We start from the raw sequence: 26,744 nt of genomic DNA on the forward strand, positions 1-26,744 counted from the left end.
ACGCGGGCAAGAATTACATATCGCCTGAATCAGCGCCTCCGAGCACCGCTCGGAGGCGCTCGATTGTGGGCTGTCCAGGCGCAGTCGACGCGCCGGCGGTGGCGAATGTGGCCACGGACCCGTAGGCGTGCCCTTCGAACCGAGATCGGATCCCGGCCTCCCCCATCGCGATCGTGATGAGCGGCCGGCCTGACTCTTCCGCCACCTGCTTCGTGACCTCGAGCAGCCGCGCCGTGTCCTCCTCGCTGTGGGCCATGACGGCCAGCTTCGGTATCGCGTTTTGCACGGCCAGCATGTCTTCGAGCATGAGGTACATGACCTCCGCGTCCGGGGTGTCCTGCCATTCGTGGTGCGACACGACCGCCGTGTACCCCAGCTCCGCCGCCCGCGCGGCCAGCTCCGCCGTGGCCTCCGAGGCGAACTCGAGGTCCAACCCCACGCGGTCGGCGGAAATCGCCTCCTGCATGAGGATGTCGAGGATCGTGGCCAGCAGCACCCGGTACCGGAACGGGGTGAGCTCCACCTCCCCGCCCTGGCCCAGAGTGCGGAACGTGATGAGCACCGGCACGGACAGTCCAGCATACAGGTCACGCAGGAGGTCGCGCGCAATCGCGTCGATATCCGTGCCCGGGTGTGCAGCCAGCAGGTAGTCGGCGCGGAGCTCGACGACGTCGGCCCCCGCCTTCTCGCACTCCCTCGCCTCCTCGAGGATCACCTGCGGGGTGGTTCCCACCACCGGCACGATGATCGCCGGGCGGCCTTCCTGGTTGAAGATCACCAGTTCTCTCCGTTCTTGCTCCCGAACTGCTTATCATACTCGCTCCACTCGCGGCGCTGTTGTTCGGCCTCAGAAATCCGCTCGAGCAACTCGCGGTCCTGTTCGCTCATCGGCTCCGAGTTCTGGTCGCCGGCCTCGCCCGCATCGGGTTCCTGATCTCCCTCTTCGTGACGCTCGGCTTCCTGGCGCGCGGCCTCCTCCTCGGCTTCCGCCTGGCTCTCTTCGGCCTGCGTGCGGACCTTTTCCGACTGCTCGTCCTCACACGGGGCGATGATCCTCACGGCGTCGGCGTAGCCCGCGGCGGTGAATTGCGGGTCCGACTCGCCGCCGGCCACACTCATCGTGGCGACGGCGAGGTTGATGCGCACCTTGCACTCGTCGGTCGGCCCGGTATCCTCGGCGACCACATCCGGGTTCGCCTCCGCCACACCGCCTTCGTCCCGCGAGATTCCCGGCGGCACCAGCTCCAGCGCCCTCTCCAGATCGCTGATCGCCGCGGCCGCCTCCCCGCCCTTGAGCCGGGCCGTGCCCGCGCCGAAAAAGGCCTTCCACCGGCCCAGCGAGTCCGGCATCGCGTGGGTCGCCACGTCGTAAGCCTGCGCCGACGCCGCGAACTCGCCCGCGTCGTACCTGCTCTTCCCCGCCGCCAGGGAAAACGCCGCGACGCCGGCCACGATCGTCACTACCGCGAGCGCCAGCGCGACCAGCCCGGCCAGCGCCGCCACGGCCCGCTTCCACGCCGATCGGCGCGCCGCCGCCCCGCTCACCGTCCGCGCCTCACCAATTCCCGACGCCGCGCCCGTGCCTGCGCCAACATCCGCACCCGACCCCGGAGCCACGCGCTTACCCGCGCCCGGTGTCCTCCACACGATCGCCCGCCTCATCGCCGACCCCCGGTGTCAATGGTGGTGCGCCGCGTGGACATCATAGCCACGGCCCGCACGCGCGGCATGAGGTCGAAGATCTCCCACGCAGCCAACACCGCGAGAGCCACGGCAAACGCCCAGATCACGGGACTGTACACGTTCTCCTCCACGCCCTCGCCCAAGCTTGCCTCGGCGCTCAGCTGAGCCGCCAGCTCCTCAATCCCGCCGGGCCCGCTGCGGTGCACGTACGGCACGCCGATCTGGCCGGCGATCGTCTCCAGCACGGCCGGGTTGGCCCGCGAGATCGCCACCCCGCCCGAGGGCGCCATAATGTAGTCCCCGCTCTCGCCCGCGGGGTCCCGCCGGAGCATCTTTCCGCCGGCCTCGGTGCCGTACCCGAACACGTACCCGCCCTTGACCAGCGGCGCCCATGCCCCATAATTCGGGGCCTCCCCGCGCCGGGAGCTCATGGCATCGGTGGCCTCGCCGTCGGTCATCAAGACGACCACGGGCACGTACCTCTCACCCTGGAGCTGCTCGAGCACGGCGGTGACCTCCTCCACCGGGCGATTGATCGACGATCCCCCGGAAAAGTCAGTCATCTCCCGGTCATACACGTCGAACCACGTGCGCGCCGCCTGCTTGTCCGTGGTCATCGGCAGCTGCTGGGTGGCCCGCGAACTGTACTCGACGATCCCGAAGTGCGCCTCGGGCAGCGCGTTCATGAGCGCCGCCGCGTCCGCCTTCACCCCGTCAAGCCGCCGGCCGTCACCGTAATCCTGCGCCGCCATCGAACCAGTGGCGTCCACCACGAACAACACCGCCAGGTTCGAGGTGAGCGTGCGCGTCTCCACGCTCACCGCCGGCCCCAGGCCCATCGCCACCGCCATCGCGAGCATCCCGAACCGACGTAGCCACGCCAGCCACCGCTCCCGCCCGGTCACCAGCCCGCCGATTACAAGCACCAGTCCCACACCCGCCACCACGGCGAGCGGGACCGGATCGATCAGATACAGGAGCTTCATAGCTTGAACCTCCACGCCACCGCCAACAACACCACCAGCGCCCCGGCGATGATCGCCGGCCATCGCCCGGGCTGGTCCACCATCACCGCGTCGCCCTCCACGACGACGTTTTGCACGTCCTGCGCTTCCACGGCCTCCACGATCTGCGCCGCCGCACTCACGTCATTGAACGGGTAGTAATACATCCCGGCCGCACCCAGCAGATCGCGCATCTCGGCGTTGTCGTCACTCCACGGCCCGGAAATGTAGATCCCGTGCACCACCACACCGCCCTCCTTCGCCCGCTCAATCCCCTCCGCGAGCGTGAACACCGAGTCGCCTGCCAGCTCGTTGTCGGTGGCGAAGATGACGGTGCGGGCGCGGTCGGCGTCGTCGAAATCGAAAGAAAACAGGCAGGAGACCAGCCCGTCCCCAATGAGCGACGACCCGTGGACCTCCACGCCCGCCTCCGTGCCGGCGATCAGGCGGTTGAGCCCGGCCGGGTCCTGCGTGCTCATCACATCCACGGCTGCATCGATCTGGCCCGTCACCACGTTGTAGTCGCTGGTCAGCGGGAAGACCAGCCGCGAGGCCGAGTTGAAAATGCTCAGCCCCACGCGCTCACCCTCGAAGCTCTCCACGAGCTTGGCGAACGACCGCAGCACCTCCGCGTCGTAGGTCAGCACCGAGCCGGACACGTCGAGGCACAGCATGATGTCGCGGCTGGCGAGCTCCCGCCGCAACGAGTCCGCCCCCGCCGGGCGCGCCGCCAGGTATGCGCTTCCTCCGCCAACGACGACGGCCAGCACCACCACGGCCCCGACTCCCACGCGCAACATCGCCAACCTCTTGCGCAGCCGCGGGTGCTGGAGCGCCGCGCGCGTATGTGCCACGCGCACGCCCTCCGCCGCCCGGCGCCGGCGCAACCAGCCAAGCCCCGCCGCGATCACCAGCACGAAGCCCAACCCAATTCCCAGGAGCGGATTTACCATGACACCGCCCTTACCGCCCGATCACGGGCCGCCTGGGCGCTCGCGTGCGGCTCGGCCGAAAACGAGGGCTCTTCCCACTCCTCGATCGCGTCCGCCGCCGCGCTAAAGGCCGCCACCTCGCGCAACTGCGCCACCTGCCACGCCGACAGGTCCTTGCCCACGAGCTCCCCCATGATCGCCCGTAGCTCCGCCGCCAACTCCAGGTGCAGCGCCCGCACGTCCTCCGGCGTGTCCGCCGCGTGCCGCGCCACCACCGCATCAATCCGCGCCACCGCACCCGAAACCCGCCGCGTCCGAACCGGCTCCGGCGCCGCCGCCTGCGCGGCCGGCTCGCGCCTCCAATACCTAAGCGCCGCCACCACGACGCCGGCACACCCCACCAGCACCCCTCCAAAAATCACCCACCACACGGCGGGCGTGCCAAACGGATCGATCACTTGGTCAAGCATGGCGCCTCAACAACTCAATAATCGCCCTCGGGACCTCCTCGGTAGACCCCACGGTCACGTGCCGCACCCCGTTCGCGCGCAGCAACTCCGCGGCGAAGGCGTGAGCACGGCGTCGTTCCTCCTCAAGGTCGGCCCGCAGCGCGGCGTCGTCACGCAAGAACTCCGGGATGAGGGAGCCCGTGGCGTGGTCGACCATGTGCTCCACGCCCTGCGCAGCCACCGACATGTCCGCCACCCGCAACACCACTACCTCGTGCCGGGTGCGGATGCGGCGGAGCGTGTGCCCGTCGGCAAGGCCCGGCCAGTATTCGTCCGTGACCAGCACCAACAACGCCCGCGGCTGCGGCACGCGCAGCCGCTCCTCCAGCATGTCCGACACCGCCGACTCCCCCGCGCCGGCCTCCATCCGCTCCTGCACCGCATCGAGCGCAAAGTCCAGGTGCGAGTTGCCATTGCGCGCCGGGATCCGCGACACCCCCGCACTATCCCCGTACACCACCGACAGCCGGTCCCCGCGCTGAATCGCCAGGTAACCGAGCACGTCCGCGGCGAACATCGCCACCTGCTCCTTTGATTCCCCCGACGGCGCCGCCGCCCTCATCTCCGCGCCCGTGTCCACCACCAGCTGGGTGAACATGTCGGTCTCCCGCTCGAAGCGGCGGATGATCGGGCGGCCGGCCCGCGCCGACGTCTTCCAATCAATATCCGCCACATCATCCCCGTGAACGTAGTCCGTGAGGTCGTCAAAATCGTGCCCCTGGCCGGTCAGCATCGAGCTGTGCTGGCCCTCGAACACCCCCGACGCGCGGCGGATCACCGGCAACGAGACCTTGGCGCGCACCAGCGCCGACCGCGTCCCCGTAGACCTCACCCTCCGACTCATGGCGTGGGCACCGTCTCAAACACCGCGTCGATCAACGACTCCGGGCTCACCCCGCCCGCCAACGCGTCATACGTGCGCACAAGCCGGTGGCGCAGCACCTGGTAGCGCATCGCCGTGATGTCCTCCGGCGTCACGTAGTTGCGCCCCCCCCTGCAACGCCAGCGCCTGCCCCACCTGCATGAGCGCCAACCCACCGCGCGGCGACGAGCCCACCCGCAAGTGCCGCTCCAACTCCGGCAACGGCCGCGGCCCCCGCCCGCGCGTGGTATTAATGAGCGCCACGATATAACGCTTGATCGATTCATCCACGTACACTTGCCGAGCCGTGGCCTGCAAAAACAGCACGTCGTCAGCAGTAATCGGCTCCACGTCACCACGCCCGAAGCTGCCCTCCGCCGACTTCGTGAGGATCTCCACCTCCTCCTCCGGCTCCGGGTACGTGAGCACCTCCTTGAGCAGGAAGCGGTCCATCTGCGCCTCCGGCAACACGTACGTGCCTTCCTCTTCGATCGGATTCTGGGTGGCCATCACCAGGAACGGATCGGGCAGCTTGTAGATCGTGCCCCCGATCGACGTCTGGCGCTCCTGCATCGCCTCCAACATCGCCGACTGAGTTTTCGCCGAGCTCCTATTAATCTCATCGAGCAACACCATGTTTGCGTGCACCGGCCCCAGCTGCGTGGAAAAACTGCCCGTCTCATACGAGTAAATCTGCGTACCCACGATGTCATTCGGCATGAGGTCAGGCGTGCACTGGATCCGGGAAAACGTGCCCGAAATCGAGTCCGCCAGCGTCAGCGCCGCCGTGGTCTTCGCCAATCCCGGCACCGACTCGAGCAGCACGTGTCCGCGCGCCATCAACGCCGTGACCAGCGCCCTCGCCAGATCCTGCTGACCCACCACGCTCCCACGAAAAATACCCCGGACGCGCCCGATCAGATCCTCAGTACGCGCCAGATCGGCGTCGTTAATCTGCCCCGTTGCCAGTGCCATGAGCCCTCCCATCAGCGCACAGGTCCGCTCCTGCGCGCACAGTTCCAGCCTACACAGCACCTCCGACATCCCTTAGTATGGGCGTGATACTCAAGGAGGAATCATGAGCCACCAGCTACCCGACGCCGGCCCACCACAGCCCGCCACCAACCGCGGCCCGCTATACTTCCTCATCGGCTCCGCCTCCCTCCTGTTCCTGGTGGTCCTCGCCCTCGTCTTCCAACAGCTCATCTCCAACGGCCGCGAGATCGGCACCAGCCCAACGACGACGCCCCCGCCCTCCCCGACCTCCTCACCCGCGCCGAGCTCCAGTCCCTCCCCATCTGAGACCGCCGAACCAGAGCCTGAGCCCACGCCGGAGCGGCCCGCGCCTGAGGGCGCCATCGAGGCGGCCTCCTTCACCACGCCGGCCAAGAACATTCACTGCCGCATCAACTCTGACAACGTCGAGTGCTCCATCTACACCTACGACTACCCCTCCCCCAAACAGTGCGAGGGCCTCACCGCCACGTACGTGGTCGGGGCCGAGGGGGCGGTCGACGCCGACTGCCAGCACTCCGTGTCCGTCGCCGACGTGTACGACTACGGCACCGCAGTCGCCCTCAACGGCTTCGCCTGCACGCTCGAACAAGACGGGGTGACCTGCTGGTCGGTCATGTCCGGCCACGGCTACGAGCTCAAGCGCGCCAACGACCGGATCTTCTAACCCGTGGGGCGCAAGCTTCCTCCCGGCTGGATTCCGCGCTATCACGGGGCGTGGGCGATGGTCACCGTGCCCGTGCTGCTGGGGATCGTGCTCGGCGGATTCGTCTGGCAGCACCTCCTACTTCTTGGCACGTGGTGGGTGGGATACTTCGCCTTCTACGCCATCGGGCAGTGGCTGCGAGCGGGGCCGGCGCGCATTGGCCGGGCTGGGCGGGATGGCCGACGCTCCAGGCGCTCCCGCTTTGTCGCGCCGGCGCTGACCTACTCCGCGATCGCGGCACCCCTCGGCGTCGCCCTCCTGGTGACCGCCCCATTCCTAGTGCGCTGGACGCTGGCCTTCGCACCGCTCGTCGTGATCTCAGCCTGGTGCTACTCCCGGCGCAAGGAACGCTCCTTCCTCAACGATGCCGCGACCGTCACCGCCGCTACCCTCACCCTGCCCGTCGCCTACGACCTCGCCACCCACGGGCTGGCCACCCTCCCCGGCGCCTCCGGCAACGGGTCCGTGACCGGCTGGGGCTGGATCTGGATCGTCACCGCCATCGTCGGGTGGTACTTCCTCGGCACAATCTTCTACGTCAAGACCAACATCCGCGAGCGCGGCAACCGCCCCTGGTTCCTCGCATCCATCGCCTTCCACGCGGTGGGGCTGGTCGGGGTGGTGGTGCTGGCCGCGCTGGTCGGGGAGCCGTGGGTGCTGCCCTCGCTGTGGGTGGTCATCGTGGCACGCGCGGCGGCCGTCCCCGCCTGGGGCTACCACCACGGCTGGCTGCCGCCGCTGCCGATTGGCCTAGGCGAAGTGGCGATCTCGGCGGCCCTGTTCCTGGCCTTCATCTGATCTTGGCTGCTCCCGGCGTGGCTAACTGGTGAATCTGAAATCTCATCGCGAAAAACGCTCATTCCTGCCCCAAACTCACCTGTTAGCAAGGCCGGCGCCGCTGTCGACCGGCGGGCCCAAGCCGGTTACGCAGCGCGGAATGTCCGATATGCCCGCACCAGCCGAAGTGATGCCTCGGGGCTGGCCACAGTGACGCGCACGCCGTCGTCGGGAAAAGCCCGCACCACGATGCCCGCGCGCTCGCACAGGGCGGCGAAGCGCTCGGAGTCCTCGCCGAGGTCGAACCAGAGGAAGTTGCCCTGCGGGGCGGCGCCGTCCCAATCGAGCGCCCGCAGCGCCGCGACGAGCTTGGCGCGCTCGGCCTTGATCATCCCCACGCGCCGCACCACCTCGCCGTGCTCCTGGAGCGCGGCCACCGCCGCGGCCTGCGCCAGCTCGTTCACGCCGAACGGGGTGGCCACCTTGTCCAGCCCGGCCACCACGTCCGCCATCCCGAGCGCGTACCCCACCCGCAACCCAGCCAGCCCGTAGGCCTTGGAAAACGTCCGCAGCGACACCGCGTTCGGGAACTCGCGGGCCAGCTCCACCCCGCGCACGGGATCGTCCATCTCCACGAAGTCCACATAGGCTTCATCGATGAGTACGGGGATGTCGGCGGGGACGGAGCGAAGGAAGCGGTGGAGCTGGTCGTGGGTGAGGGCCGCCGACGTCGGGTTGTTCGGCGTGCAGACCATGATGGCGCGGGTGCGCGGGGTGATGGCGTCGAGCATGGCGGGAAGGTCGATCGCCCCGCCACGCAGTGCCACGCGCACAGCCGTGCCGCCGGCGGCCTGGATCGCGATCGGGTAGGCCTCGAAGCTGCGCCACGGCAGCACCACCTCAGCCCCTGGTGAGCACACGGCCTGGAGGAACTTCTCGATCAGCGCCACGGAGCCGTTGCCCACGGCCACGTTGTCCAACGATATTTCGTGGAAGGCGGCGATCGCCTGCTTGAGGGCGGCCGCGCCCATGTCCGGGTACCGCCCCAAGTCCCCGAGCCTCAGCCCCAGCGCCGCCGCCACGCCGGGCAGGGTGGGGAAGGGTATCTCGTTGGAGGCCACCTTGATGACGTCCGGGGCGGCCGGGTTTCGACCGGCGACGTAAGCGGGCAACTGATCGATCTCGGGGCGGAAGAAACTCATGCCTCTATCTTGCCCCTATTTCGCGGGCCGCGCATTGGCGGATCACCGCTCGGCTTTGCCCGTAGGATGGGGGCATGAATTTCTTCATTGGTGCGGCTTTTAACGCCATTGCTCTGTGGGTTGCCACCCTGATTTTCCCGGGCATCCGGCTCGAGGGCGCGGGCGAGGCGGCTTTCGCCGGTCTCGGCCCGGCGGGCCAGGCGGCGGTGTACTTCCTGCTGGCCGGCGCGGTGCTCGCGCTGGTGAATATGGTGGTGCGCCCGATTGTCAAGGTGCTGTCCTTCCCGTTCTACGTGCTGACGCTCGGCCTGTTCTTTGTGGTGGTCAACGCGCTCATGCTCATGCTGACCGCCTGGATTACCGGCCACTTCGCCCTGGCCCTGGTGATCGACGGCTTCGGTTGGGCAGTGCTCGGCGGCATGGTGGTGGGCCTGGTGAACTGGGCGCTGAGCCTGGCCACCGGCCGCGACTAGCGTGTCCGTTCACACCAAGCGCGGGCCGCGGCGAGCCATCGCCCACGAGCGTTGCGGCCTCACCGCGCTTGCCAAGGCCGCCCACGACGCCGGCGCTCCAGTCGCGCGGGTCTCCTCCAGTGACGCCGGCTCGCTGTCCACGTACACTCTGCGGCCTGCCCCGGCGTCGGCGGGCGCCGCACGGGAGTTCGGCGCCCGGCTTGCCCGCACCCACGCCTATTCAGAGGGCCCGCGCGTGTTCGGCCAGGCACCCGACGGCTTTTCCGATTCCGTGGGCGCGATGGGGATGGCGCCGTTGCCGCTGGTCGCGGCGGGCTCGCCGGCCCGGCGCTTCGGGGAGTTCTACGCCGCCGACCGCCTCCTGCCCTACGTCGGCGACGCCCTCGCTAACGGCTCCTTCACCCCGGCCGACGCGGCCCTCATGGAGCGCCTGGCCGAACGCCTCCGCGATGGCCTCTTCGACTCACCCCAACCCGCCCTCGTCCGCACGGATGCGGCACTCCTCCACGGTGACCTCTGGTCCGGCAACCTCCTGTGGTCCCAGCCCGACTCGCCCATGGAGGGCACGGGCGCAACCGGTGGCGACGGCGTCGTGGGCGTACTCATCGACCCCGCGTGCCAGGGCGGGCACGCCGAATCGGACCTGGCGCAGCTGACCGTGTTCGGGGCGCCGTTCGTGGAGGACATCTACGCCGGGTACAACGAGACCTCGCCGCTGGCGGAGGGCTGGCAGGAGCGGGTGGGACTGCATCGGCTGCACATGCTCATCATCCACGCCGCGCTGTTCGGCGGGGGCTATGGGCGGGAGACGGTCGCGGCGGCGGGCCCCTACCTCTGACTTGCCGTCGGCCCGCTTCCGGCCCGCCGCCAGCGCGCCCGCACACGCTCGCCGTCTCAGAGAGTGAGCCAGAACCTGCGCGCCGAGTCCTCATCGTGGATGCCGGGCGGCGCAAACGCCGAATATGCCACCATGGGAGCATGAAGTTCTCTGACGTGTATGCCCTGGGCCCCCTCGATGGTCGCTACCGGCCGGAGGTCGCCCCGCTCATCGACCACCTCTCCGAGCAGGCCCTCAACCGGGCCCGCGCACATGTGGAGGTCGAGTGGCTGATCTTCCTGTCCACCAACAGGGTCCTCCCGGGCGCGCCCGTGCTGACCGACGCCGACATCGCCTACCTGCGTGCGATCCCTACGGACATGGACGACGCCGACATCGCCCGCCTCGCAGTGATCGAGGCCGAGACCCGCCACGACGTGAAGGCAGTGGAGTACTTTCTCAAGGAGAAGATGGACGCCGCCCCGGCCGCCCTCGGCGACACGACCCTGCCGCAGATGCACGAGATCGTCCACATTTTCGCCACCTCCGAGGACATCAACAACCTCTCCTACGCGCTCATCATCAAGGACGCGCTCACCCAGGTGTGGCTGCCGGCCGCCCGCGCCCTCGTGGCCGACCTCGAGCAGATGGCCGCCACGGACGCCGCCACCCCGATGCTCTCGCACACGCACGGCCAGCCGGCCTCGCCCACCACGTTGGGCAAGGAGGTCGCGGTGCTGGCACACCGCCTCGCGCGCCAGGTCCGCCGGATCGAGGCCGCCGAGTTCCTGGGCAAGTTCAACGGCGCCACGGGCACGTATGGCGCGCACTCGGTGTCGGTGCCGGGCGCGGATTGGCCGGCGCTCGCCCGCCAGTTCGTGGAGGGCCTGGGGCTGACCTTCAACCCGCTCACCACCCAGATCGAGTCCCATGACTGGATGAGCGAGCTTTTTGCCGACGTCGCCCGCTTCAACCGCATCGCCCACAACCTCGCCACCGACTTCTGGACGTACATCTCGCTCGGCTACCTCGCCCAGAACCTCGCGGCGCAGGGCTCCACGGGCTCGTCCACGATGCCGCACAAGGTCAACCCGATCCGCTTCGAGAACGCGGAGGCAAACCTGGAAATCTCCTGCGCTTTGCTCGACACGCTCGGCGCCACCCTCGTCACCTCGCGCCTCCAGCGCGACCTCACCGACTCCTCCACCCTGCGCAACGTGGGGGTCGCCTTCGGTCATTCGCTGCTGGCGATCACGAACTTGCGCCGCGGCGTCGCCGGCGTGGAGGCTAACCGCGCCGCCCTCGACGCCGACCTCGAAGCCCACTGGGAAGTCCTCGGCGAGCCGATCCAGCAGGCGATGCGCGCCGCCGCGATCGCCGGCGCCACGGGCATGCAGGACCCGTACGAGCGCCTCAAGGAGCTCACGCGCGGCCACCAGGTGGGGGCTGAGGAGATGCGCGCCTTCATCGGCTCGCTCGGGCTGCCCGACGACGTCGCGGCCCGCTTGGCCAATCTCACCCCGGCCACCTACGTGGGCCTGGCGCCGAAGCTCGTACGCTAGGGAACATGAGCCTACTGACCCTCGCAACCGCCGCCACCGCCACCGCTGGCGCCGACCAGCTGACCGGCATCGCCGCCTGGGCCGTGACGATCATGGAGTCCCTGGGCGGGCTCGGCGTCGCGTTCCTCATCGCGCTTGAGAACCTGTTCCCGCCGCTACCCTCGGAGATCGTTCTGCCGCTCGCGGGCTTCACGGCGTCGCAGGGCACGTCGTTCGGCCTGGTCGAGGCGATCGTCTGGGCCACGGTGGGCTCGCTCGTTGGCGCGTGGGCACTGTACGGGATCGCGCGCCTCATCGGCCGCGAGCGCACCCGCGCAATCTTCAACTGGCTGCCGCTGGTGAAGATGTCGGACGTGGACAAGACTGAGGCGTGGTTCCACAAGCACGACCAGTCCACGGTCTTCTTCGGCCGCATGCTGCCGATCTTCCGCTCGCTCATCTCCCTGCCGGCCGGCGTCATCAAGATGAACTTCCTGTGGTTCACCCTGCTCACGACGGCGGGGGCGGCCATCTGGAACACGGCCCTCGTCGGCGCGGGGTACATCCTGGGTGAGAACTGGCACCTGGTGGAGCAGTACGTGGGGCTCCTGTCGTACGTGGTGGCGGCGCTCGTCGTCGTGCTCCTGGGGTGGTGGGTAGTGAAGCGCCTGCGCGCAAACCGGGCGGCGTAACCCGACCTGCCCGCTGGCGGCCGGCGGCGCGGGCCGACCTCCTCGCAGCCCAGCCGGCAGACCCGCCCGCCACGATCCGGCTAGCCGCGCCCGATTCCCGCGCCGGCCGCGAGCCAGTAGAGTAGTAGGGCAACGCCCCCGACGAAAGACCCTCATGCTCACCTTCCAACTTGCCGTCTCCGCACAGCAGGCCCAGTCCTTCCTCGACATGGGCTACGACCTCTTTTCTGGCTTCGCTGTCGACGCCGCCGCCGCGGCTTCCGTCACAGACGTCGGCGACCTCATGGACCTGCTCTGCCTGCGTTTCCCCGGCGCGCCGTATGCGGAGGACGAACCGCTCGACATCCTGCACGTGCCGGTGGACCCGTTCGTGTTCGACCGTCACGCGGTGGGCCCTCTGAGTGCGGAGGCGTTCCGGGGCGGCGTCGTGGAATACCCGCCGTACGACGGCTCGGGTGTGGCGCGCGGCGGCGGGGTGGAGACCGACCTGCTGCTCATCGAGCCGGCGCGGCTCACGGCGGGTAGCCGCCTGTGGCGCTTCCACCCGGGCAACCCGGAGCCGGAGCTACGCGGCGTCTACCACGGACTGGCTTACGGCTGGGAGAATGTCGAGACCGGCACGTTCACGGCCACGGTGCCCTCGCCGTTCATCGGCCCGGTCATCAAGCGCGCGTGGGGCGGGGTGCCGTGCGACGTTGAGCTGGAGGGCGGGCGCCCGGCGGCGGTGACGATGGTCAGCCCCACGAACCCGCAGGCGGAGGACGGTTTCACTCAGCTGGAGTCGGGCATGTGGGCGAAGCGGATCGCAGTGGGCGAGGGCGCGGACATCTACGCGGACCTGGTGACGGGCGAGGTGTCCGGCATCCCCGTGCGGGTGGTGCGCTCGGTTCGCGACGGCGACAGGCTCCTCTTCCAGGTGGCAGCCCTCATCAACGACGCCCACTACCTGGAGCGGGCCAAGTTCCAGCGCTGGTCGACGGGCGTGTACACCGCCCTGGTCGACCCCGCGAACCTCACCAACCAGAAGCGCCAGGAGGCCCGCCCCGTGATCTGGGACGTCTCCGACCGGCCCGCTATCGCCGCGCGCTCAGCCGCGATCGACTTCTCCGACACGAACGCCCTCCTGCGCGAGTGCCTCTCCCTCCTATCCCAGACCGCCCCGCCGGACTGGATCGAGGAGACCGTGCGCGTCCAGCTGGTGGGCCAATCCGCGATCTACGAAGGGTACGCGAAGCTCGAGGGGGACACGAACGCCCAGCTGCGCGTGCTTCCCACCGCGGTCATCCACCACCTGCGCCGCCTCAAGCAAAACCTGGCAATCGCCGGGGAGGCGCCCTTCTTCGTGGCGGTCATCAACCTCACGAAGGCCGGGCAGGGCAAACTCAACGTCAACGCTGTGCAGGAACCCGTGTGGGCCGACCTCGTGCCGGTGGAAGAATGGCGCAACGAGGCCGACGCCTTCCCCCGCACCGGCGACACCATGCCCGACTGGCTCCTCACCCGGCTCGCGAATGACCCCGCCGGGGATGCCGGGGAGGCCGAGCTTGCCGGCGGCGCCCAGGCCGGCGGCGCGCCCGCGCCCCGCGAGGGTTCGCCCTATTCGGCGGACCTCACGGCCGGGATCCAGTGGATCGGCGACCTCCAGCAGGCCTGACCCACCCTCCCGGATGTGCAACGCTAATCCGCAGCATGCAACAACAATTAACCGCTTTTTACCGTTGCACATGGAAAATTAGCGTTGCGCATGCCCGATGGGGTGAGCCGGCTAGGCGCGCGCCGATAACGTGGGCCGGGCCGCTAACCCACTGAGCCGGACGCCGATAATACGTGCCAACACCCCAGTTTCCGCCCGGCACCGGCTACCCCCGACACAACTCGTGAACCTGAGACCGACCAGGGCCCGATAGCAATAGTCAGCCGGTATGTTCACGACTTCTGTCGGCCATGACGCCCGAGGCTCTGTCCAAAGCGCCGATAATCCGGTGAACCGGGCGGGGCAGGAATAAATCGGCAGGCGGCGTCGTTGGCCCAGATACCAACGAAAACCGAGCGAAAGGCTTGCCATGTCCACCACTGTCAAGGTCAACGGAATGACCTGCAATCACTGCGTCGCCCACGTGACCGAGGAGCTCATGGAGCTGCCCGGCGTGGATGCCGTGGATGTCACCCTGGATCCGAAGGGCACGTCCGAGGTCCGCGTGACCACGTCGGCCGAGGTGTCGGATGAGGCCCTGCGCGGCGCTGTCGATGAGGCGGGTAACTACAGCGTCGTCGAGATCGTCCGCTCATGATCGAAGTTGACCTCGCCGTCCGCGGGATGACCTGCGCTTCCTGCGTGGCGCGCGTTGAGAAGAAGCTGAACAAGGTCCCCGGGGTGACGGCGGTAGTTAACCTCGCCACCGAGCGCGCTCACATCGAGCTGGATGACTCGGCCGCGGAGCTGTCCAACGAGGAGCTCGTGGGCACCGTGGTCAAGGCCGGCTACGACGCCTCGGTGATCAGCCGCACGGGCGACGCCCCCGACGCGGACATGATCCAGGCCGCCGAGGCTGCCGCGGAGGCGTCCGCCCAGGCGCGGGTGGCGGACCTGTGGCGGCGCTTCGTCGTTTCTGCTGTGTTGTCGGTGCCGGTGGTAGGCCTGTCGATGGTCCCGGCCTTGCAGTTCCCGGGCTGGCAGTGGGTGATCGGCGCGGTGTCGCTGGTGGTGGCGTTCTGGTGCGGGTGGCCGTTCCATCGGGCGGCGTTCCGCGCGGCCCGGTACGGGTCCTCCACCATGGACACGCTGGTCTCGCTGGGTGTGCTGGCGTCGATGGGCTGGTCCCTGTGGGCGCTGACCCTGGGCGGCGCCGGGCGCATCGGCTACACGATGCACATGACCGGCGTCCACGGCCTGGGGCATGCCGCCGAGCCGCACCTCTACTTCGAGACCAGCGCGATGATCGTCACGTTCCTGCTCATCGGCCGCTGGCTGGAGGCCCGCTCGCGCCGCAGTGCCGGTGACGCCCTGCGCTCCCTCCTCGAGCTCGGCGCGTCCGAGGCGCTCCTTGTTCGGAGGGCCGGTTCCGACGACACCGTGGAGCAGGTTGTCCCCGTGGCGCAGCTTCGCGTGGGAGATGTTTTCCGGGTGCGGCCCGGACAGACCGTGGCCACGGACGGGGTGATCGTGGCCGGTTCGTCGTCAATTGACGCTTCGCTCGTGACCGGCGAATCGTTGCCTGTGGACGTGGGCGAGGGCGACGAGGTCACCGGCGCCACGCTCAACACGCACGGGTCGATCGAGGTGCGCGCCACGCGCGTGGGCAAGGACACGACCCTGGCCCAGATGGGCCGCCTCCTCGCCGAGGCCCAGACGGGCAAGGCGCCCGTGCAGCGCATCGCCGACCAGATATCGGCCGTGTTCGTGCCCGTGGTGATCCTCATCGCGCTGGCGACGTTCGGCGTGCGGATGTTTACCGATAACGCCGAGATGGCACTGGCCTCCGCGATCACCGTGCTGGTGGTGGCGTGCCCGTGCGCGCTGGGGCTCGCAACTCCTACGGCCCTGCTGGTCGGCTCGGGCCGGCTCTCCCGCCTGGGCGCGCTCATCCGCGGCCCCGAGGTGCTCGAGGGCGCCCACGCCGTGGACACCATCATGCTCGACAAAACCGGGACCCTGACCAGCGGCGTCATGTCGGTCAGCGAGGTTGAGGCCGCGGCTGGAGCCGGGTTTGGGCGTATTGGCACCGGCGCCGACGCTGCAGACGCCGAGTCGGCAGCCTCGGGCGCCGATAGCGGCACGGCTGGCACGCGGGCGGCAGACGCCGTCCTGGCGCTTGCCGCCGGGCTGGAGTCCCACTCCGAGCACCCGATCGCCCAGGCAATTGTGCGGTCGGCTCGCGAGCGCGGCATTACACCCGCCCCTGTTTCTGACTTTGCCAACCATGCGGGGATGGGCGTGGCGGGTACGGCCGGCGGCGAGAGGGTCGCCGCCGGCCGCCTCACCTGGCTTGCGGCCAACGTCCCCTCGGATCTGGCCGAGCGTGCCGAGGACCTCGCGCGCGAGGGCGCGAGCGTCGTCGTCGTGACCAGGGGCAACACCGCACTGGGGCTGATCGCCGTGCGCGACACGGTCCGCCCCGAGGCCGCCGACACTCTCGCCGCCCTGCGCGATCGGGGCCTCACCCCAGTGCTCGTCACCGGCGATAACGCCCCGGCAGCCACCACCGTGGCCGCCGAGCTCGGCATCGAGGATGTGCGCGCCGACGTCCTGCCCGAGCAGAAGCTCGAGGTGCTCAAAGAGCTGCAGGCCACGGGGAAGAAGGTGGCGATGGTGGGCGACGGGGTCAACGACGCCGCGGCCCTCGCCGGCGCCGACCTGTCGATCGCAATGGGCTCCGGCACCGACGTGGCCAAGGCCGCCGCCGACATCACGATCGTCAACTCCGACATCCGCGCTATCCCGAACTCGCTGCGGGTCTCGGCCCGCACCCTGCAGATCATCAAGGAGAACCTGGCCTGGGCCTTCGCCTACAACCTCATCGCGATCCCGCTGGCCGTATTCGGTGTGATCGTGCCGGGGATCGCGGCGTTCGCGATGGCGAGCTCGTCGGTGATTGTGGTCGGGAACTCGCTGCGCCTGCGCAATGCCTAGCAATCTCCGTCAAACGTCAGGACTCTGAGAGCAAAACGCCCGATTTCGGCAACGAAAACTCTCAGAGTCCTGATTTTTGATGGCCGCGCTCCCGTGACCCCGCCCGCGGGCCGGCAAAGTGGAGTCAACACCCCGCGGATGAGTAGGATCGGGCATGTGAAACCCCACCACGATACAGCTAGCCGCGCCGCGAGGGATCAAACCCCCGAGCGGGAGGTGGTCCTGATCGACTCCCAGCAACGTTGGGTGCGCAACCCCGCCGACCTATTCGGCGCCGCGCTGTGCGTGGTGGGGATCGCGTTCGTCATCCTGGTGTCGGTCTACGCCAAGTCCACCACGATCGCGGTCACTCAGGACGTGCGGCAGGCCACCTCCGGCATCCTCGAGACGATCCTGGCCCTGCCGATCAACGCCCTCGAGGGCCTCATGTCCTTCTTCCTTCCGATCCTCATCCTGGGCGAGATGGTGATTCGCAAGCGCTGGCGCGCCCTCGCCACGGCCTTCATCGGGTCGGCGGCGGCCGTGGGGATTTCGGCGCTCGTGGTGTGGATGGGCACGAAGTGGTGGCCGAACTCGGACCTGTTTGACCAGGTCTCAGACTCGATCCAGGACCAGTCGCTCATCGTGGCCCTGCCCTACGTGGCGCTCATCGCGGCCCTGCCCTACGTGGCGCTTCTCGCCACGCTCCTCACCGTGTCCGGATCGTCGAAGGGATCCTGGATCACGCGCGTGGGCTGGTGGCTACTCGGCATCGCGCTCGTCCTGTCGATCCTGCGCGGCAACCAGAATCTTTCCGGCGCGCTCTTCACCGTCCTCATCGGCGGGCTGTCCGGCCTACTCACCCGCTACATTGTTGGCGGCGCGCCGGACCGCACCACCGGCGCGCGCTTCGTAGCGTTGATACGCAAGGCGGGGATCGACGTCGTGACCGCCGTCCGCATCGACCCCCTGACTGGCGACGAGATGCTGCACGCCACCGACGTCACCACCTCCTCCCCCATCGGGCACACGAACCTTGCGGCGCTCGAGCAGATCCGCAAGATCCTCGACCCCGCCGACGACGTGCCCGATACCGACACCGCCAACCTCATCGACGAGATCGACAACCTCACTCGCCCCAGCGACGAACGTGAGCTCACCGACGTCGACTCCTACGCCTTCCGCGACGAGACCATGGCGCGCTACCCGGCCACTCGGCCGTCGGCGGTGTCGCGCAACTACATTGCAACCGACATTCACGGGCGGGCCTTCCACCTCAAGGTGCTCGACAACGACCGCCAGATCCTGTCCTTCCTGGACGACGTGTGGGCGCGAATCTCCCTGCGCACCGTCATCCGCCAAACCCGCCGCACGCTCGAGGCCACCGCCGAACAGATGCTGCTGGTGCAGATGCGGGCCGAGCAGATTGGGGTGGCCGAGCCGGCCTGCGCCACGATCGCCCGCCTCGACTCCTCGATCCTCGTGGCCGAGCTCGCCACCGAGGACCCGCTACTGATCGACGCCGATCCCGGCGCGCTTTCCGACGACGACCTCGACCACCTCTGGGACGAACTCACCCGCGCCCACCGCCACGGCATGTCGCACGGCAACATGCACGCCAAGTACGTCAAGATCACCCCGGCCGGCCTCCACGTGGCGAACTGGCAGCACGCCGCCGTACTTTCCACGGACACGGCCCGGCAGGTCGACCTCGCGCAGACGGTGGCGATGCTGGCCGGCGTCGTCGGCGTGGAGCGGGCCGTGGCGTCGGCGAACCGGAACCTGACCACGACGACCGTCGCCTCCATCGCGCCCTTCCTCCAGACCTCCATCCTCCCGCAGGCCACGCGCGACGCCCTGGAAAAGAAGGAACTGCAGGCGCTGCGCGACGCCCTCGCCGCCGAAGTGCCCGAGGCCTCCAACCTGCAAACCGTGGAGTATAAGCGGTTCTCCCTCAAGACGATCGCCACGGTGGCAATCGGCGTCATCGCGCTCATCATCCTGTTTGGCTCGCTCAACTTCGACGACCTGCGCACCGCCATCCTCGGCGCCAACCCGTGGTGGATGGTGGTGGCGTTCCTCTTCGGGCTCGGCACGTATGCGGGCGTGGCGCTCACGCTCGTGGCGTTCTCGAAGGAAGCCGTGCCCTACCGTGAGGCGCTGCTGGTGCAGGTGGCGGCGTCGGTCATCACGCTCGTGGCACCCGCCGGCATCGGGCCCGCCGCCATCAACCTGCGCTTCCTGCAAAAGAAGAACGTGGCAACTCCCGCCGCGATCGCCACCGTGTCCGTGGTGCAGGTGGGCCAGTTCGTGGTGACGATCGCGCTGCTCGTGATGCTGTCCCTGTTTACCGGCGACTTCGGCAACCTCTCCCTGCCGTCCGGCACGATCCAGATAGCGATCGCGATCGTGGTGGTAGTCGGCGGGATTGTGGGCGGCGTGCCGCAGCTGCGCCGCTGGGTCATGGCGAAGATCCGGCCCACGATCAGCCAGGTGTGGCCCCGCCTCGTGTGGCTCTTCACCCACCCCACCCGGCTCCTGCTGGGCGCGCTGGGGTCGGTGCTCATGTCGGTGGCGTTCATCGCCTGCTTCGGGTTTGCGCTCAAGTCGTTCGGCTACGAGCTGCCGATCATCACCCTCGCCGTCACCTACCTGATCTCCAACTCGGTGGGCTCCGTGGTGCCCTCCCCCGGCGGCATTGGCCCCGTGGAGGCGGCCCTCACCGGTGGCCTCGTGATCGCCGGCGTGCCCTCCTCGATCGCGTTCTCCACCGCCGTGCTCTACCGACTCTTCACCTTCTGGGGCCGCGTGCCGATCGGCTGGGTGGCGCTGCAGATCGCGCAGAAGCGCAACATCGTCTAGCCGGGCTGGCTGGCCGCCGGCCGGCGGGAAAGTCGAGCCACGGCGTCGTTGGGTCCGGAGTCAGCCGAGCGTCGTTGAGCCGGCATCCCGCGGGACGATTGTAAAATTCTGGACGAATCCGGGCCGCTCTCCTCATATACGAAGATCACCCCGAATTCGTCCAGGAAATTCAAATCCCACCTGCACAGGGGGCCGGGCGTGACGCTCGGCCCCCCTGATCGCAAGCGCCTAGCTAGCTGCCTTCATCGAACCCCAGCCGTGGCCGATCTGGGTAGCACCACCGAAGCGCCCACCCAGCAGGTTCTTGTAAAGGAACAGCGTACCGTCATTGCGGATGCCAATGAGGTCGAAGGTGCCACCACCGTCGACGTCCCCGGGAGAGGAGAGCATCCCGAAGTTCGACCAACCGTGTCCGATCTGCCCCTTGCCCACCAGCACGCCCCTATTGGTGCCGGCGTACACGAACAGCTTGCCGTCCGACCTCGTGGCGACGACGGCCGGGTACGAATCGCCGACGAACTGGCCGATGCCCACGATGTTGGTCATCTCCTGCCAGCCGTGGCCGATCTTCGTGCCGTTCGCCAGGCCGTTGCGGGTGAGGTCGTAGCGGTAGAGGTCGCCGGTTGCGACCTGCCGCGCGACGACGTACTCCTTCGTCCCCAGCCTGCCCATGTAGGTGATGTTGTCCATCCCGTTCCAGCCGTGCCCAGCCTTAATCCCCTGGACCAGCTGGCCGCGCCCGAACGAGTAGTAGAAGTACAGGTCGCCGTCAGCGTGGCGGATGAGGAGGTCGGCGCGCCGATCCCCGTTGGCATCCATGATCGCCGTCATCGCCGTGACCTCCGCACCCGGGCAGTGCGCGACATATTTGTGGACGAACGCGGATCCGACATTCTCGTAGAAGTGGATCTTGCCCTCGGCGTCGAGCGACCACAGATCGGCCAGACGATCACCGGTGGCTTCACCAAAGCGGTTGGTCGCGTACGGTGCCCGCCCGGTGAAGTTCTCAGCCTGGCAGGTTACGCCCGGCTGGTCCGGTCCCGACTCGCCCTCAGCCACCCGGAAGGTCAGCACAAACGACGCCTCGGAATCCGCGTGGGCCGTGAGCGGCGGGTAGGTGATGTTGACCGTGATGTCCACGTCCTCACCTGTGTCGGCCTCGCCCGGCGTGAAGGTCACCGCGCCGACGGAGTCGATGGTCGCGCCCTCCGGTGCGCCGTCCGCCAACTCAAACGTGGTGCCCTCAGGCCACGCCACCGGCATGCCGGTAGCATCTACCGCGTCGGGCGCGAGGCTAGTGGCCGGCTCGCCCACCGTGGCGTCGTACGGGTTGCCCGCCAGCACCACGCTCAGCTGCGGAAGGTCATCCGGGTTGACTCCCGCCGGCACGACGGTCAGCGTGACCATCGCCTGCGCGGTGTACGTGCCCGGGATGCTCGCTGGGATGGCCGCGTGTTCCGCGTCCACCTGCTCGGTGACGAGGACCGGGAATGTCACGGTGCCCTCGGGCGCATCGGCGGGCGCGGTGCCGGTCAGCACGCCGTCGTCGGAGAGCTCCAGCCACGCCGGTGCCCCATCACCGAGCTCGAAGCTCAGCGCGCCGCCATTGCCGACCACGTCAACCGGTGTGGCCGCGATCACCTCACCCGCGTGCACCACGATCGGGCCGGCGGTGACCTTAAGGAAGGTGTGTGTCCAAGCGACCGGGGTGTCCGCGGGTAGCGTGTAGCCGTGCTCGGCCAGGCCATGCAGCTTCAGGTCGATGCGCTCGCCCGGCTGGGCCCGGTACACGCCGGGCTCGACCAGCTTGCCATCCAGCTCGTAGCCGATCCCATTGTCCGGGATTTCGTAGCTCGGAACCGCCGCGCCCTCCACGATCGAGTCCGCGATCGCCGGCGCGGTCTGGGAGGCTGTGCGCTTCACGACGCCGATGTTACTCGCCAGGGCGTCCTGATTGGGGCGCATGTCGTAGACGGCGAGGAGGTCGCCGTTGGGCGTCTGGGTCAGCGCCGGGATCAGATACTTAATGCCCTCTGGGATATTATCATACCATTTAGCAATGGTGACCATCTCCCCGACCGGACCCCCGTCCGCAAGCGCCGCGGGCGCGGGCGGCACAGATAGCAAGCCTGCCACCGAAAGGCAGGTTACCAGGCCAACGCCGATAAGGCGCCGAATTCCTGTCATTTCTTTCCCCTTTGAAAAATGCCGACGCTCCGGCGCATGGGTTGCACGATCCCACGCATATGGACGCGATTATTGTGCATTATCGAGCGTATCAGCACACGGCATGTCAGACAATCCTCTGATACAAAGTGGTTGTTGGCGAGTTCGAACGCCCGCGGGCCGGGGTCGTCGGGGCGTCGGACCGATTGAAGAGTTTTGGACGAATCCGGGGCGATCTACTCATATACGAAGAGCGCCCCGAAATCGTCCAGGAAATTCAAATGCCCCACGCGCAAACCCGGCCGGGGGGGCAGCGTTGAGTCGTGTTTGACCATAGAAGGTGGGGCGGAAAAGTGAGACGATAGGAGCATGAACGAACGTGCTGGCATGCTTGCCCAAAAGGAAGACCTCATCGACGTCGATGCCCTGATCTCCGCCTACTACGACATCGAGCCGGACCCGGACAACCCGGCTCAGCAGGTCGTGTTCGGGACCTCGGGCCATCGCGGCTCCGCCTTCGATGGCGCTTTCAACGAAGCCCACATCGTGGCCACCACGCAGGCGATTGTGGAGTACCGCGCGTCGAAGGGGATCGACGGTCCGCTGTACATCGGCCGCGACACGCACGCGCTGTCCGAGCCGGCCGAGCGCACGGCGCTTGAGGTGCTGGCTGCCAACGACGTCGAGGTGCGGCTTGACGCCCGCGGGTCCTGGACGCCCACCCCGGCGGTGTCGCTGGCGATTCTCACGGCGAATGGTGCGGACACGGCGGCGGGCGTGCGCACCGAGGGGCCAGGGCTGGCAGACGGTATCGTGATCACGCCGTCGCACAACCCGCCGCGCGATGGCGGCTTCAAGTACAACCCGCCGCACGGCGGCCCGGCTGACACCGACGCCACCGAGGTAATCGCCGCGCGCGCGAACGAGATCCTGCGGCAGGGCTGGAAGAACGTCAAGCGCGTGCCGTACGAACAGGCCCGGAACGCGGAGACGACGCGCGGGCACGACTACCTGTCGGCCTACGTGGACGACCTGCAGTCGATCATCAACCTTGAGGCGATCCGCACGGCGGGCGTGCGCATTGGCGCCGACCCGATGGGCGGGGCGTCGGCCGAGTACTGGGGCGCGATCGGTGAGCGCTACGGGCTGGATCTGACCGTGGTGAACCCGGTGGTCGACCCGGCGTGGCCGTTCATGACACTGGATTGGGACGGCAAGATCCGCATGGACTGCTCCTCGCCCTACGCGATGGCCTCGCTGCTTGGGCGGATGAAGCCGGGCGCGGACGGCGCGGTCCCGTTCGACATCGCCACGGGTAACGACGCCGACTCCGACCGCCACGGGATCGTCACCCCGGACGCGGGGCTCATGAACCCCAACCACTACCTGGCCGTTGCCATCAAGTACCTGTTTGAGAACCGGCCCGAGTGGGGGCCCACGGTGGGTGTGGGGAAGACGCTGGTGTCGTCGTCGTTGATTGACCGCGTGGTTGCCGGGATGGGCAAGCCAATGGTGGAAGTGCCGGTCGGGTTCAAGTGGTTCGTGCCGGGGCTGGTCAGCGGGTCGCTGGGCTTTGGTGGTGAGGAGTCCGCGGGGGCGTCGTTCCTGCGCAAGAATGGGATCGTGTGGACCACGGACAAGGACGGCATCATCCTTGACCTGCTCGCCTCGGAGATCTTGGCGGTGACGGGGAAGTCGCCGTCGGTGCTGCACCGCGAGCTGACCGAGGCCTACGGCGAGTCCGCCTACGCGCGGATCGACGCGGCGGCCACCAAGGAGGAGAAGGCTAAACTGAAGGCGCTTTCGCCGGCAGACGTGGCCGCGACCACCCTGGCGGGCGAGGAGATCACCGCACGGCTGGTCGAGGCGCCGGGCAACGGCGCCCCGATCGGCGGGCTGAAGGTGACCACGAAGAACGCGTGGTTTGCGGCCCGGCCGTCAGGCACGGAGGACGTGTATAAGATCTACGCCGAATCCTTCCTGGGCGCCGAGCACCTGGCCCAGGTGCAGGCCGAGGCGAAGGACGTGGTGAGCGCCGCGCTGGCGTAGGGACACGCGGGCGCTGGCCCTACGCCACCGGCATCGCAACCAGGCGCCCGCCCAGCTCGGCCACGTTGACCTCGACGTCGAAGATCTCGCCCAGTACGTCTTCGCGCATGACTTCAGGGGGCGTGCCGCTGCAGGCCAGATACCCGTCTTTCATGGCGACCATGCGGTCGGCGTAGGCGGCGGCGGTGTTGACGTCGTGGATAACGATGACCACGGAGATCCCGCGCTCGGCGCACACGCCCTTCAGGTGCCGCATCATGTCGCGGCCGTGGCGCATGTCCAGGGCGGAGAGCGGCTCATCCAACAACAAGTATTTGGTATCCTGCGCGAGGGCCATGGCGATGAAGGCGCGTTGACGCTGCCCGCCGGAGAGTTCGTCGATGAAGCGGTCGGCAAGGTCGCGCATGTTCACGCATTGGAGGGCGTCGGCCACGTGGGCGTAGTCTTCGCGGGTGCGCCGGCCCTTGGAGTGGGGGTGCCGTCCGAGCATGACGAGTTCGGCCACGGTGAGCCGGATGGCCAGGTGGTTCTCCTGCCGCAAGATCGCAATCGTGCGGGCCAGCGCGTCGGTGTCCCATTCACCCAGTTCGCGCCCGTCGATCCGCACCGAGCCGCCGATGAGCGGGTGTAGCCGCCCGATCCCGGACAGAAGCGTGGACTTGCCCGCCCCGTTCGGGCCGATCAGCGCAGTCACGCCGGAGTCGGGCAGGGTGAGGGTGACGTCGCGGACGACGGGGTCGGCGTCGTAGGCCATGGTCACATTGGTCAGTTCGATCATCGGCGCGTTCCCTTCACAATCATCGCGAGCAGCAACAGCCCACCCACCAGTTCAAGCACTACGGGCAGGATCGTGGCCTGGTGTAGCACGTGTTCCAAAAGAGCCTGCCCGCCTACGAGCACCACCACGCCGACCCCCGCGGACACCCCGATCAGCTCCCGCAGCCGGGTGGACGTGCCAACATAGTGGGCAATGTTCACCACGAGCAGCCCGAAGAACATGAGCGGCCCCACCAGCGCGGTCGCGCAGGCTACCAGCAGTGACGACGCCGTCAGCGCCAGTTTCGCCTCCCGCCGGTAGTCGAGCCCCAGCGCGATGGCGACCTCCGGCCCGAGCGAGAGGATGTCCCACACGCGACTGCGCGCCACGATGTAGGCGATCGCCGCAACGGCCACGATCACGGAGATCCCCAGGGATTCGGTGTTGACGACGGCGAAGGACGCGGTGCCGACGTCGGCGACAGTGAGGTACTCGCCGGGATCCATCACAGTAGAGAGCAGTGAGGTGATGGAACGCAGGAAGGTTCCCACGACGATCCCGACGAGTACGAGTAGATAGACGTTCGAGCGCCGCCCGCGCAGGACCGTCAAGAACATGGACACGGCGAGGCCTGTCATGAGGACCGTGTTGATGAGGAACATGACCGCGTTGGGCACGGCGCTTACGCGCGCCGAGCCGAAGAAGAAGATGGAGGCGGTGGCCATGAGTTGGAACATGGAGTCAAAGCCCATGACCGAGGGGGAAAGGATCCGGTTGCGGGTGACGGCTTGGAAGACGGCGGTCGCGGTAGTGAGCGAGACGGCGACGACGACGAGCGCCCCCAGCCGCGTCGCTCGCAGTTTGCCGATGATGGCCCAGGCGTCGAGGGCGTCGTAGAGGAGGAAGAGGGCGCAGGCGGCGAGCGCAAGTAGCGCGATGAGTGCGAGCCGCCTGCGGGTTTGGGTGCGGCGGGCGTGCAGGATGCTTTCGATAGTGGGTAGGTTCACGACGCCGGTCGCGGGCTCAGCCCCGTGGGCTCGGACGACGGGCGCCTGCCCGACTTCCCAGGCGGTAGCAGCGGGCGCAGGAGCCGAGGCGGAGGCGGGCGCGGCGGCCCGCGCGTCGTGAATACGGATGGTCACTATTTTACCCTCCGGATCAGGATAGTGAGGAAGATTCCGGCGCCGAGGATGCCCATGACGACGCCGACGGGGACTTCGGCGGGGGCGATGAGGACGCGGCCGATGATGTCGGCGATGAGTACGAATGTGGAGCCCATGAGGGCGACGAGGGGAAGGGAGCGGCGGATGTCGTCGCCGTGGAGGATGGAGACGAGGTTGGGCACCACAAGTCCGAGGAAGGGCAGCGGCCCGGCGACCACGGTGGTGATGCCGGTGACGATGGCGACGATGGTGAGGCCCACGGTTTGGACGGCGGCGAAGTTGAGGCCGAGGTTGCGGGCGAGGTCTTCACCGAGGCCGGCGATGGTGAAGCGGTCAGCGAAGAGGTAGGCGAGGGCGGCGACGGCGGCGACGATCCAGAGGAGTTCGTAGCGGCCGCGGATGATGCCGGAAAAGTCGCCGGTCATCCAGGCGTTGAGGGTGCCTTGGAGTTGGAATTCCCAGGCGAGGAACATGGAGGCCGAGCCGATGACGCCGGAGAGAATGAGGCCGACGAGGGGGACGATGATGATGTCGCGGTGGTTGAGGCTGCGCAGGATGAGGGTCAGCAGGGCGGTGCCGGCGAGCGCGAATGCGCACGCGATGAGCATCTTGCCGGGGAGCGAGAGGGTGGGGAGGAAGAGGGTGGCGACGAGGATGCCGAGGCCGGCGGATTCGGTGACGCCGGTGGTGGATGGCTCGACGAACCGGTTGCGCACTAGCAGCTGCATGACGAGGCCGGCCACGGCCATCGCGGCGCCGGCGAGGATGACGGCGAGCGTGCGCGGGAGGCGGGAGCCGAAGAGGATTTGCAGGTCGTCGGCGGAGGCGGAACCGGTGAGGATCGCGCCGATCGACATGTTCGCCCCGCCTATTAGCGTGGAGACGACTCCGAGCACGACGACGAGGCCGGCCAGCGCCCCCATCGA

The 26,744-nt window shown here is 68.2% G+C and carries 22 protein-coding genes and 1 pseudogene; 11 read left to right on the forward strand and 12 right to left on the reverse strand.

The window, feature by feature from the left end; genetic code table 11:
• Positions 1-13: 13 nt before the first annotated feature.
• The 7 genes and pseudogenes from aroD to AQZ59_RS08145 all read right to left on the reverse strand — a co-directional run bounded on the left by aroD (position 14) and on the right by AQZ59_RS08145 (position 5,965).
• Positions 14-778, reverse strand: coding sequence for a type I 3-dehydroquinate dehydratase (gene aroD / locus AQZ59_RS08115; RefSeq protein WP_062614161.1), 765 nt, complete (start codon positions 776-778; stop codon positions 14-16).
• A complete protein-coding gene (locus AQZ59_RS08120; protein WP_152994739.1) occupies positions 775-1,662 on the reverse strand; it encodes a tetratricopeptide repeat protein in 888 nt (295 codons plus the stop codon). Before AQZ59_RS08120 ends, aroD begins: the two co-directional genes overlap by 4 nt.
• Positions 1,659-2,669, reverse strand: coding sequence for a vWA domain-containing protein (locus tag AQZ59_RS08125; RefSeq protein WP_062614163.1), 1,011 nt, complete (start codon positions 2,667-2,669; stop codon positions 1,659-1,661). The genes AQZ59_RS08120 and AQZ59_RS08125 overlap by 4 nt, the downstream gene beginning before the upstream one ends.
• Positions 2,666-3,640, reverse strand: coding sequence for a vWA domain-containing protein (locus AQZ59_RS08130; RefSeq protein WP_082661245.1), 975 nt, complete (start codon positions 3,638-3,640; stop codon positions 2,666-2,668). The genes AQZ59_RS08125 and AQZ59_RS08130 overlap by 4 nt, the downstream gene beginning before the upstream one ends.
• A complete protein-coding gene (locus AQZ59_RS08135; protein WP_062614165.1) occupies positions 3,634-4,089 on the reverse strand; it encodes a hypothetical protein in 456 nt (151 codons plus the stop codon). The genes AQZ59_RS08130 and AQZ59_RS08135 overlap by 7 nt, the downstream gene beginning before the upstream one ends.
• Positions 4,082-4,960, reverse strand: a complete 879-nt coding sequence (locus tag AQZ59_RS08140; protein ID WP_160326888.1) for a DUF58 domain-containing protein — start codon at positions 4,958-4,960, stop codon at positions 4,082-4,084. Before AQZ59_RS08140 ends, AQZ59_RS08135 begins: the two co-directional genes overlap by 8 nt.
• Positions 4,961-4,968: 8 nt before the next feature.
• Positions 4,969-5,965, reverse strand: a pseudogene (locus AQZ59_RS08145) (AAA family ATPase).
• A 103-nt stretch (positions 5,966-6,068) separates the two neighbouring features.
• Here AQZ59_RS08145 and AQZ59_RS08150 point away from each other — a divergent pair.
• Together AQZ59_RS08150 and AQZ59_RS08155 are read left to right on the forward strand one after the other, a co-directional pair.
• Positions 6,069-6,671 carry a hypothetical protein gene (locus tag AQZ59_RS08150; RefSeq protein ID WP_062614167.1) on the forward strand — a complete coding sequence of 201 codons (603 nt, stop codon included), beginning with the start codon at positions 6,069-6,071 and terminating at the stop codon, positions 6,669-6,671.
• Between the two features lie 3 nt (positions 6,672-6,674).
• A complete protein-coding gene (locus AQZ59_RS08155; protein ID WP_062614168.1) occupies positions 6,675-7,508 on the forward strand; it encodes a YwiC-like family protein in 834 nt (277 codons plus the stop codon).
• A 125-nt stretch (positions 7,509-7,633) separates the two neighbouring features.
• Here AQZ59_RS08155 and AQZ59_RS08160 read toward each other — a convergent pair whose 3' ends face one another.
• Entirely contained in the window at positions 7,634-8,689 is a 1,056-nt protein-coding gene (locus tag AQZ59_RS08160; RefSeq protein WP_062614169.1) for a histidinol-phosphate transaminase, read from the reverse strand.
• A 74-nt stretch (positions 8,690-8,763) separates the two neighbouring features.
• Here AQZ59_RS08160 and AQZ59_RS08165 point away from each other — a divergent pair, with 74 nt between their 5' ends.
• The 8 genes from AQZ59_RS08165 to AQZ59_RS08200 all read left to right on the forward strand — a co-directional run bounded on the left by AQZ59_RS08165 (position 8,764) and on the right by AQZ59_RS08200 (position 19,683).
• The gene (locus AQZ59_RS08165; protein WP_062614170.1) at positions 8,764-9,162 is read left to right on the forward strand and encodes a phage holin family protein; all 399 of its coding nucleotides are present in this window, start codon (positions 8,764-8,766) and stop codon (positions 9,160-9,162) included.
• A gap of 1 nt (position 9,163) precedes the next feature.
• Entirely contained in the window at positions 9,164-10,000 is an 837-nt protein-coding gene (locus AQZ59_RS08170) for a fructosamine kinase family protein (RefSeq protein ID WP_062614171.1), read from the forward strand.
• A 140-nt stretch (positions 10,001-10,140) separates the two neighbouring features.
• A complete protein-coding gene (gene purB, locus AQZ59_RS08175; RefSeq protein WP_062614172.1) occupies positions 10,141-11,541 on the forward strand; it encodes an adenylosuccinate lyase in 1,401 nt (466 codons plus the stop codon).
• A 5-nt stretch (positions 11,542-11,546) separates the two neighbouring features.
• Positions 11,547-12,212: a DedA family protein gene (locus AQZ59_RS08180; RefSeq protein WP_062614173.1), complete on the forward strand. Its 666-nt coding sequence runs from the start codon at positions 11,547-11,549 to the stop codon at positions 12,210-12,212.
• Positions 12,213-12,366: 154 nt separating this feature from the next.
• Entirely contained in the window at positions 12,367-13,866 is a 1,500-nt protein-coding gene (locus AQZ59_RS08185; RefSeq protein WP_062614174.1) for a hypothetical protein, read from the forward strand.
• A 409-nt stretch (positions 13,867-14,275) separates the two neighbouring features.
• A complete protein-coding gene (locus AQZ59_RS08190; protein ID WP_062614175.1) occupies positions 14,276-14,503 on the forward strand; it encodes a heavy-metal-associated domain-containing protein in 228 nt (75 codons plus the stop codon).
• Entirely contained in the window at positions 14,500-16,842 is a 2,343-nt protein-coding gene (locus AQZ59_RS08195) for a heavy metal translocating P-type ATPase (RefSeq protein WP_062614176.1), read from the forward strand. Before AQZ59_RS08190 ends, AQZ59_RS08195 begins: the two co-directional genes overlap by 4 nt.
• 156 nt (positions 16,843-16,998) lie before the next feature.
• Positions 16,999-19,683 (forward strand): lysylphosphatidylglycerol synthase transmembrane domain-containing protein, encoded by a 2,685-nt coding sequence (locus tag AQZ59_RS08200; protein WP_062614177.1) that lies wholly within the window; start codon positions 16,999-17,001, stop codon positions 19,681-19,683.
• 228 nt (positions 19,684-19,911) lie between these two features.
• On the opposite strand, the gene AQZ59_RS08205 is transcribed toward AQZ59_RS08200, so the two are convergent.
• Positions 19,912-21,870 carry a Rib/alpha-like domain-containing protein gene (locus AQZ59_RS08205; protein ID WP_152994740.1) on the reverse strand — a complete coding sequence of 653 codons (1,959 nt, stop codon included), beginning with the start codon at positions 21,868-21,870 and terminating at the stop codon, positions 19,912-19,914.
• Positions 21,871-22,218: 348 nt separating this feature from the next.
• Here AQZ59_RS08205 and pgm point away from each other — a divergent pair, with 348 nt between their 5' ends.
• Complete coding sequence (gene pgm, locus AQZ59_RS08210) at positions 22,219-23,898, forward strand: phosphoglucomutase (alpha-D-glucose-1,6-bisphosphate-dependent) (protein ID WP_062614179.1); 1,680 nt, start codon at positions 22,219-22,221, stop codon at positions 23,896-23,898.
• A 19-nt stretch (positions 23,899-23,917) separates the two neighbouring features.
• Here pgm and AQZ59_RS08215 read toward each other — a convergent pair whose 3' ends face one another.
• The 3 genes from AQZ59_RS08215 to AQZ59_RS08225 are packed head-to-tail and all read right to left on the reverse strand — an operon-like array spanning position 23,918 to position 26,741.
• Positions 23,918-24,676 (reverse strand): iron ABC transporter ATP-binding protein, encoded by a 759-nt coding sequence (locus AQZ59_RS08215; RefSeq protein ID WP_062614180.1) that lies wholly within the window; start codon positions 24,674-24,676, stop codon positions 23,918-23,920.
• Positions 24,673-25,797: an iron chelate uptake ABC transporter family permease subunit gene (locus AQZ59_RS08220; RefSeq protein ID WP_236698699.1), complete on the reverse strand. Its 1,125-nt coding sequence runs from the start codon at positions 25,795-25,797 to the stop codon at positions 24,673-24,675. The genes AQZ59_RS08215 and AQZ59_RS08220 overlap by 4 nt, the downstream gene beginning before the upstream one ends.
• On the reverse strand, positions 25,797-26,741 hold the full coding sequence (locus tag AQZ59_RS08225; protein ID WP_062614181.1) for an ABC transporter permease: 945 nt from the start codon (positions 26,739-26,741) through the stop codon (positions 25,797-25,799). Before AQZ59_RS08225 ends, AQZ59_RS08220 begins: the two co-directional genes overlap by 1 nt.
• Positions 26,742-26,744: the final 3 nt, after the last annotated feature.

The organism is Trueperella bernardiae (assembly GCF_001469025.1).
GTDB classification, from domain to species: Bacteria; Actinomycetota; Actinomycetes; order Actinomycetales; family Actinomycetaceae; genus Trueperella; species Trueperella bernardiae.

Bases quoted from the DNA above. Each gene is read 5' to 3' on its own strand.
- AQZ59_RS08215 (WP_062614180.1), bottom strand. From the start codon at position 24,676: ATGATCGAACTGACCAATGTGACCATGGCCTACGACGCCGACCCCGTC.
- AQZ59_RS08130 (WP_082661245.1), bottom strand. From the start codon at position 3,640: ATGGTAAATCCGCTCCTGGGAATTGGGTTGGGCTTCGTGCTGGTGATC.
- AQZ59_RS08160 (WP_062614169.1), bottom strand. From the start codon at position 8,689: ATGAGTTTCTTCCGCCCCGAGATCGATCAGTTGCCCGCTTACGTCGCC.
- purB (WP_062614172.1), top strand. From the start codon at position 10,141: ATGAAGTTCTCTGACGTGTATGCCCTGGGCCCCCTCGATGGTCGCTAC.
- AQZ59_RS08135 (WP_062614165.1), bottom strand. From the start codon at position 4,089: ATGCTTGACCAAGTGATCGATCCGTTTGGCACGCCCGCCGTGTGGTGG.
- AQZ59_RS08225 (WP_062614181.1), bottom strand. From the start codon at position 26,741: ATGGGGGCGCTGGCCGGCCTCGTCGTCGTGCTCGGAGTCGTCTCCACG.
- AQZ59_RS08190 (WP_062614175.1), top strand. From the start codon at position 14,276: ATGTCCACCACTGTCAAGGTCAACGGAATGACCTGCAATCACTGCGTC.
- AQZ59_RS08165 (WP_062614170.1), top strand. From the start codon at position 8,764: ATGAATTTCTTCATTGGTGCGGCTTTTAACGCCATTGCTCTGTGGGTT.
- AQZ59_RS08185 (WP_062614174.1), top strand. From the start codon at position 12,367: ATGCTCACCTTCCAACTTGCCGTCTCCGCACAGCAGGCCCAGTCCTTC.
- AQZ59_RS08120 (WP_152994739.1), bottom strand. From the start codon at position 1,662: ATGAGGCGGGCGATCGTGTGGAGGACACCGGGCGCGGGTAAGCGCGTG.
- AQZ59_RS08180 (WP_062614173.1), top strand. From the start codon at position 11,547: ATGAGCCTACTGACCCTCGCAACCGCCGCCACCGCCACCGCTGGCGCC.
- AQZ59_RS08125 (WP_062614163.1), bottom strand. From the start codon at position 2,669: ATGAAGCTCCTGTATCTGATCGATCCGGTCCCGCTCGCCGTGGTGGCG.
- pgm (WP_062614179.1), top strand. From the start codon at position 22,219: ATGAACGAACGTGCTGGCATGCTTGCCCAAAAGGAAGACCTCATCGAC.
- AQZ59_RS08150 (WP_062614167.1), top strand. From the start codon at position 6,069: ATGAGCCACCAGCTACCCGACGCCGGCCCACCACAGCCCGCCACCAAC.
- AQZ59_RS08195 (WP_062614176.1), top strand. From the start codon at position 14,500: ATGATCGAAGTTGACCTCGCCGTCCGCGGGATGACCTGCGCTTCCTGC.
- AQZ59_RS08205 (WP_152994740.1), bottom strand. From the start codon at position 21,870: ATGACAGGAATTCGGCGCCTTATCGGCGTTGGCCTGGTAACCTGCCTT.